Annotated in this window: 6 protein-coding genes; 4 read left to right on the top strand and 2 right to left on the bottom strand. The window is 73.6% G+C overall.

The window, feature by feature from the left end:
- A partial coding sequence (locus tag AC08ON_RS10250; protein WP_476616855.1) for a hypothetical protein occupies positions 1-241 on the bottom strand: 241 nt, incomplete at its 3' end.
- A 373-nt stretch (positions 242-614) separates the two neighbouring features.
- Here AC08ON_RS10250 and AC08ON_RS10245 point away from each other — a divergent pair.
- The 4 genes from AC08ON_RS10245 to AC08ON_RS10230 all read left to right on the top strand — a co-directional run bounded on the left by AC08ON_RS10245 (position 615) and on the right by AC08ON_RS10230 (position 7588).
- Entirely contained in the window at positions 615-2063 is a 1449-nt protein-coding gene (locus AC08ON_RS10245; RefSeq protein ID WP_476616854.1) for a hypothetical protein, read from the top strand.
- Positions 2060-4675, top strand: a complete 2616-nt coding sequence (locus tag AC08ON_RS10240; protein ID WP_476607645.1) for a hypothetical protein — start codon at positions 2060-2062, stop codon at positions 4673-4675. Before AC08ON_RS10245 ends, AC08ON_RS10240 begins: the two co-directional genes overlap by 4 nt.
- Positions 4676-4851: 176 nt before the next feature.
- The gene (gene thrS, locus AC08ON_RS10235) at positions 4852-6219 is read left to right on the top strand and encodes a threonine--tRNA ligase (RefSeq protein WP_476608632.1); all 1368 of its coding nucleotides are present in this window, start codon (positions 4852-4854) and stop codon (positions 6217-6219) included.
- 262 nt (positions 6220-6481) lie between these two features.
- Positions 6482-7588, top strand: coding sequence for a baeRF2 domain-containing protein (locus tag AC08ON_RS10230; RefSeq protein WP_476608631.1), 1107 nt, complete (start codon positions 6482-6484; stop codon positions 7586-7588).
- Here the strand turns inward: AC08ON_RS10230 and AC08ON_RS10225 are convergent.
- A complete protein-coding gene (locus AC08ON_RS10225; RefSeq protein WP_476608630.1) occupies positions 7573-7749 on the bottom strand; it encodes a hypothetical protein in 177 nt (58 codons plus the stop codon). The genes AC08ON_RS10230 and AC08ON_RS10225 overlap by 16 nt on opposite strands.
- Positions 7750-7870: the final 121 nt, after the last annotated feature.

The raw sequence follows: 7870 nt of genomic DNA, 5'->3' as shown, positions 1-7870 counted from the left end.
CCCCGACGGGGTGCCCACGGGCTACGAGGCGCCCACGGGTTACATCACGAGCTGGGCGGCCGGCCCGCTCACCGACCCGCTCGAGCGGCAACGCGGCGACGACAGCATGGCCGCGCAGCTCGCGAACGGTGAGTTCGTCGCCCCCGCGGACGTCATGGACATGCTCGCCCCGCTCGGCGCGCTGCTCGACGATGCCGCGACCCAGCTCGGCGTCGTTCCCGTCGAACTCAGCCCGGATCATCTCGTGCACTGCCGGGGATCGCTGCGGCTGGTCGGGTATGGCCGCCACGGGTACGCGCCGGCCCGGGGGGTGATCCCGCCCGCGTCCGAACGTAGCCAGGACACGGTGGAACTGCTCGGCGACGACGTCCCGGCACCGGACGCCCCGCTGGAGGAGTGGCGGGCGGCGCAGGCCCGATCGCTGGCCCGGCTGATCGGGTGGTTGTCCACCGGCCGCCGACCGACCGCCTACGGCGCGGTGACAGGCGGGTCGCGGGCGGCGCGCGAGCAGGCGGTGGACCGGTACCTGCGGGGCTGCGGGATCGACGCCCGGGTTGCTGACCTGCAGCCCGGCCGGCTCCGGGAGGAGCTCACGACGCTGGCCGCCGCGGCGCGTGAAGATCACCGAAGATCTCGCCGCCTCCGACGTCATCATCGCCTACCATCACGACACCGCGGCCCGTGGCGGGTTCGGCGACCGCAACCCCCGCTTCGAGCGGGGCCTGGTCGGCGGGACGTACCTGGGCACGGTCGACCGGGTCGACCCCCGGTTCGTCGTGATGAAGCTCAGGTACGGCGTCCGGGTGTTCGTGCCGCGCTCCGGCACCGGGTTCGACGTCGATCTCACCACCGTCCTGCAGGCCGGTGAGCAGCGCCCGGTGACGGTGCGCCGTTTCGACGAGACGCTCACCCCGCGTGGCGATCCCAAGGGCCTGCGGGGGGTGTTCGCGCCGACGGGGACGGAGGTCATGACAGCCGAGCGCCGGGTCAACCCGGAGCCGGTGCGCCTCGCGGCGAGGCTACAGTCCGGGCGGGCGGCGGTCGGCGTGGCCGCCTTCGAGGCCGCGGACCTGTCCAGCCCGCTGGCCGGCCTGCTCGGCGGTTCCGGCTGGCTGCTCTGCCCGCCCGACGACCTCGCCCGGACCCTGGTTGCGCTGCGACGCCTGCGGTCCGCGCACCGGGCACCGGACGGCGCAGTGCCCGATCCGGCCCGGATCATCGCCTTCGGCGTCGACCCGGCGGCTCTGACCGAACCGAAGGTTCTGGCGAGCGCCGGCCAGCCGGTGGAGTTCGCGCTGCCGCTGCTCGACGAGGACGGCCAAGCCCACGCTCCGCGCGCCTGGCGGGACCTGCCGCTGGTCGATGACGTCTCGTTGCAGGGGCTGCGCAGGCGCATCGGAGCGACGGCGGGGCAGAGCGCGGCCCGGCGGCTGTTCGCCGCGGCCTTCGCACACCTGCTGGTGAACCCGGACGAGAGTGCCCTCGCGGCCGACACCGGCAGCCCGCAACGCGGTGGGCGTAGCGCAGTCATGACGATGCTGCAGGAGATCGGTCGGGCGTTCGCCGGGCGGCCGGACCTGATTTTCACGGTCACCGCGGAGCTCGCCGAGCAGCAGAGCGTCCTGGCGGCCCGGGACAGCGCGAAGATGCTCGACGAGCTCGCGGCGGTCCTGCGGCCGCTGCCGGCCGAGCGCCGGATCGTCATCGACGTGATGCGGCTGGTCAGGCGGGAGCGGATCCGGCCGGAGACCCGCCGGATGCTGCTCGCCGAGACGCTGCCCGCGATCGGTGTCCTCACCGGTTGCTGGGGTGACGTCTGGCAGATCACCGCGGTCGGCCTGACCGAGCTGACCGAGGCCCTCGAACGGGTGGCCGCGACCGGGCAGGTGCTGGCCCGGGCACCCCGACTTGACCGCGACGCGGTCGTCTCGCTCGCGGTCGCCGGCGCGGCGCCGGCGGTGGTGCGGTGCGCGCCGCTGCTGCCCGTCGATCTGATCCGGGAACTCACGGAACGTGCCCGGGTGACGCCCGAGGTGCTGCGGGGGGGGGAACCAGCCCGGTGAGTGGGCGGCCCGGCAGCGGCATCGTCCACCGGATCGAGCTGTTTGCGCGGGCCGGCGCCGATGCGGTGCCCGGACTCACCGAGGACGAGGTCCGCCGGTTCGTGCTCGACGGCGGTGCGGACGGCGGTATGGACGGCGGTGTGGACGGCGGCGTGGAGGAGGGCGCGACTGCCTCCGCCGAGGACGTGTCGGCCCCGGTCGCGGACCCGCGGGCCGCATTCGCCGACACCCTGGTCGTCGCCCGTGACCCGGACTGGATACCGGACTGGTGCGCGGCCCTCGCGGCCGCCGGCGGGCTGGCTGCCGACGAGGTGCGGGACCGGGCGATCGAGGAGAACCTCCTGGCCGGACCGGGTCCGGTGCCGCCGTCGCGGTGGGACCCCGACATCGCCAGGTGTCTCGCCGAACGGTGGAAGACGACGAGCCTGGCCGAGCTGATCGAGCTCGGGCGGGTGCTGGCCGCGGGTGACCTGCTCTGGATCCGCTCGGTGGCCGTCACGGTCGGGGTGTCCGTGTCGGAGGTGGTCGACGCGGCACTCGCCCAGCGCCTGCTCGGCCAGGCGCGGCCACCGTCACCATCCGACTGGTCCCATGTGGACGTCGCCTCCTACCTCACCGAACGGTGGACCGCGGTGCCGTTGGTGGCGTTGCTCGACGTGGCCCGGGACCTGACGCGGTCGAGTGTCGGCTGGCTGCGCGCGGTGGCCGACGCCGCCGCGGTCCCGGTTTCCAGCGCGATCGACCGGACCGTCGCGGAGGGTGTCCTCGACGAGGCCTCGCCGACGGACGCGGCGCTGCCGCCGCTGATTGCCGGTTACGTCGCCGCACGCTGGGACGAACGGTCGCTGCGGGACATCATGGCGACGGTCCGGGTCCTGGTGGACAGCGACCTGGAGTGGCTGCGCTCCTGCGGCGCCGCGCTCGGCGCGAATCCGGGCGACCTCGTCGACGAGGCCGTCACGGCGGGCCTGCACCAGGCCGACCCGCCGCCCGATCCCGTCTGGTGGGCCGATCCGCGCGTCGTCGCGTTCGCGCGATCCCGGTGGGGCGTCCTGCCGCTCGACACCCTGCTGAAGATCGTCCGATGCCTCGCCGTCGAGGACATCGTCTGGACCACGCAGTTTGCCGAGCTTGTCGCGGCGGACCCGTCGACGGTGATTGAGACCGCCTTCCAGGAGAACCTGCTTGGCAGGCCGGGCATGTCGGCGTGGGCGGTCGCCCTGTTCGACGACGACGTCGTCGGGCTGTACCTGTCCCGGCGCTGGGGTATCCATCCGCTCGCCGAGACCCTGAACAGGGCCAGCCTGATCGGGGCGGCGCGCGACTGGCTGGTCCGGCTCGCCCGGATGTCCGGACAGGACGTGGCCGACGTGCTCGACACCGCGATCGCGGAGGGCGTCCTGCGCCGCGGGGCGCCCTCCGCGCCCCCCTCGCTGGAGGGTGTCTCCGCGCCCTATCTGGCCGCCCACTGGGGCACGATGCCGCTGCCCCGGCTGCTCGTCGAAGCGGCGCGCGCGGCCCGGGGCGAGTCGGACCCCACGGGACCCCTCACCACCGGTCCGGCGGGACCCCTCACCACCGGTCCGGCGGGACCCCTCACCACCGGTCCGGCGGGACCCCTCACCACCGGTCCGGCGGGACCCCTCACCACCGGTCCGGCGGGACCCCTCAGCACCGGTCCGGCGGGGCCGGCCACCACGGGTCCATCCGGTTCGTCCGGTCGGGTTGCCGGTTCGTCCGCGTCCTTCGCGGCGGAGGTCGCGTCGCTGGTCGCGCTCGACCCGGCTACCGTCGCCGCGACCTGCGGTGCCCGTCTGGTGCGGGTGGCCGCCGCGTTGCACGGGGCGCCGCGCCTGGTGTCGGCGCTGGGCGCGTTGGACCCGCCCGCCCGGGCCTGGTTGTTGGCGGTCGCCGACCTGCTGCCCGCGGGCGCGGCCGAGGTGGATCTGGCCGTCGCCGCCACCACGGACGACCCGGTCGCCGTGGTCGGCCTGGCTCTGGAGCACGGCATATCGGTGACCGAGGCCGCTGCCGCGGCCGCGTGTCTCGGCCGGGTACCCGAGGCCGACCGGCCGGTGCTCGCGCCGCTCGGGAGGCTGCTCGCCCGGATACCCGTGGCCGTGCTGGCGACACTCGCCTCGCTCGACCTGGAACCCGCGGTGCGCCGGGCCCTGGCCGACGTCGAACAGGCACATCCGGGCGCCGTGGACGTGGTCGCGCGGCACGGGGCGTCGGCGGCGGCCATTGTCACCGGGCCCCGGTCGCAGGCGATGATCTCGCTGCTGCAGCGGATCGAGCCGACACCGGGCCTCGTGCCGTGGATCCTGACCGCGGGTCCCGAGGCGGCGGTCGCGGTCGCCACGGCCGGTCCCGGTGTCATCGACGTCGCAGCCCGGGCCGCCGACGCCTGGCGGCGCTGCGACGTCACCGGCCCACTCGCCGCGATCAAGATCGCCTGGGAGGCGACCGGCCCGACGGACCGGGTCTGGCCCGTCCCGGCCGCGGGCGTCAGCCGCCGGGGTGACAACCTCATCCGGCTGGCCATCACCGTCTATCCCCTCGCGGCGCGGGGACGTTCGGCCAGTGAGATCCTGAGCATCCTCGCGCGCTGACCCGCGGCCACCCCGCCCGCCACCCGCCCGCCCCGCTGTCACGCATGCCGCCGTCACGCACGCCGCTGTCACGCACGCCGCTGTCGTCATTGTCACCGCGGCGGGGGCGGCACTGCTGACCTGGGCGACATGCAGCGCGCTGGCCTGACGACGACGCCGGAGAGTGTCCCGGCGCGCTGACAGCCGTTCTTCTGTCGAAGCCCCGGGGCGGATGCCCCGGGGCTTCGCCTTGTGGTCACCCGCCCTACCTGCCGCGAGGTGAGGAGACCACGGTGTACGACCACCGCAAGCTCGGTCGCGAGCTGGAACTTTTCGATACCGACCCGCTGATCGGGTCGGGTCTGCCGTACTGGCTGCCCGCCGGTGCCGTCGTACGGCACACCCTGGAGGAGTACATCCGTGGCGTGGAGCGTCGGGCCGGTTACCAGCACGTGTACTCGCCCGTGCTGGGCAAGCGGGAGCTGTACGAGATCTCCGGCCACTGGTCCCATTACCGGGACGACATGTTCCCGCCGATGGATCTCAGCGGGGAGCGGCTTGGCGGGGAGCGGCTTGGCGGGGAGCAGATGGTGCTGCGGCCGAGCCTCTGCCCGCACCACGCGTTGATCTACCGCTCCCGCGCGCACAGCTACCGCGATCTCCCACTCCGGATGGCCGAACTGGGTGGCATGTACCGCTCCGAACTGTCGGGGGTACTGGGCGGGCTGACCCGGGTGCGGGCGATCCAGCTGAACGACGCGCACATCTTCTGCGCTCCGGAGCAGGTCGCCGACGAGGCGCGCGCGGCGCTGGAGCTGATCCGCGAGGCCTACGGCGCGTTGGGCGTCAGCCCGGCCCGCTACCGGCTCTCCCTGCCGGGGCCGGGCGGGAAGTACGTCGGCGACCCCGGCATGTGGCGGCGGTCCGCCGCCCTGCTGACCGAGGTCCTCGACGCCGCGGGGGTGGCCTACGAGGCCGTGGAGGGGGAGGCGGCCTTCTATGGCCCGAAGATCGACGTGCAGATCGTCGACAGTGCCGGCCGTGAAGCCACCCTGTCCACCGTGCAGATCGACTTCCATCAGCCAGAACGGTTCGATCTGCGCTACGCGGGCCCGGACGGCGCGATGCGCCGGCCGGTCATGGTCCACCGCAGCGTTGTCGGCAGCGTGGAGCGGGCCGTGGCCCACCTCATCGAGTCGCACGGCGGTGCGTTTCCACCATGGCTTGCGCCCGTGCAGCTGGTGGCCCTTCCGATCTCCGACGCCGAGGTACCCCACGCCCTCGCGCTGGTCCGGCAGGCGGCCGATCGGGGACTGCGGACCGAGGCCGCCGGTCCGCAGCGCGGCACCCTGGGCGCGCGGGTCCGGGCCGCTCGTCTGGTGCCCTACCAGGCGATCATCGGTGCTCGGGAGGCAGCCGACGAGCGGGTCTCCCTGCGGTTGCGGGACGGGCGCCGCCTGGAGGCCCGGCCCGCCGCGGAAGTCCTGGCCGGCATCGACCTCCTGACAAGCGCGCACAGCACTGATCTATGGACCGATCCGCGGGGACAGGCCGGGGGCAGGTAGGGAATTCGGCGTTTGCCGACGGCGCCGATCATTGAGGCCGGCGAAGAGTCGAACTCGAGCCGATTCGGACCGTCAGCAGCAATATATACCGGCCGCGCCCGGATGAAGTCCTGGCGGGCGGCCGACGGTCCGTCGCGCCGATGATGGGTATGGCTGGGAGCAACCGAAGAGGCCGGACCGAAGAGCCGGTCGGTGCCCATCCTGGACCCTGGAGGATCGGCTCGCCGACCGGCGGGAGCGGAGAACAGGAGGCCGCGGTGCCGTGATCCCGGATGAGGAGATCAACGAGTTGCTCGCCGTCCCGAGCCCGTGCGCGACGCTGTACCTGGGCCTGTCCGATCAGATGGACGGGATTGCGGCGGATCGGGCGGTCCGGTGGCGGCACCTGCGCGACAGCCTGGCCGCCGACGGGGCGGATGGCGCGACGCTGGGCGCGTTGGACGAGGTTGTGGCGTCTCTCGGCCCGCAGAACGCCGCTCTCGCGGCGTGCGCCGCGGATGGCAGGGTGGTCTGGTGTCATCGGCTGCGACGGCAGGTGGCGGACCGGGCCGTCTGGGGCTCGCTGCCCTGCACGTTGCCGATGCTTGCCTACCGGCAGAGCAGCGTGCCCTGTGTGGTCGTGCTCACCGACCGGACGGGCGCCGACCTGCGGGTGGCCGGGGACGGACTGCGGTTCGCCGGTGAGGTCGTCGGCTCCGACGACGAGATCGAGCGCAATGCCCCCGGCGGCTGGTCGCAGCGCCGCTACCAGGATCGTGCCGAGGACTCGTGGGATCACAACGCCGCGCAGGTCGCCGAGGCGGTGACCGAGCTGGCCGAGCGGGTGGACGCCGCGCTGGTGGTTCTCGCGGGAGACGTCCGGGCCGTGCAGCTGCTGCGCAAGCATCTGCCGCCCCGGGTGATCCCGCTGGTCCACCAGCTCGAACACGGGGGACGTCACCCCGGGCGGAGCGACCGGTTCCATTCCCAGGAGGTGCGGGAGCTGGTCGAGGCCGAGGTTCGCGACCGGACCCGCGCCGTGCTCGACCGCTTCGCCGAGGACCGCGCACATGGCCGGGCGGTCGACGGGGTGCCCGCGACGCTCGACGCGCTCGTCCGCGCTCAGGTGGGCACGCTGCTCGTCGTCGACGACCCCGGCGACGACCGGGCCGCCTGGTACGGGCCGGAGCCCGGGGACGTCGCCACCGAGCCGGGCGCGCTGGCCCGGCTGGCCCGCCGGGCCGGGTCACCACCGACCACCGGCCGGTTGGCGGATCTGGCCGTGCGGGCCGCTTGGGGCACCGGCGCGGCCGTGCGGGTCCTGCCTGCCGATCTGCCCGGCGCACCGACCGACGGTCTCGGTGCCCTGCTGCGCTACCCGTCCCCGTGACCTGTGTCGAGCGTGTCGATGAACTGCAAAGACGCCGGGGTGGCGACCACCCGCACGTCCCAGCCGGCGGACTGCACCTGCCCGACGAAGGCGGGAAGGTCCCCGGCGGGGTACCCGCCACCGCAGGCGACTACGTAGAGATTGCGATTTCCGTCGGTCATGGCGAAACCTCATTGTGGTTGTGTTGGAAGATTTCTGCGGTTTTCGTCTCGTCGAGAACTCTCCCGTGTCGCGCCTCGTCATCGGGGCAGGAAATACTTTTCTATATCGAAAAATCGTAAG

It is taken from the genome of Frankia sp. CoWAU3 (genome assembly GCF_977971855.1).
The sequence above is the reverse complement of the archived record's forward strand: the minus strand, read 5'-3'. Positions and strand labels throughout refer to the sequence as shown.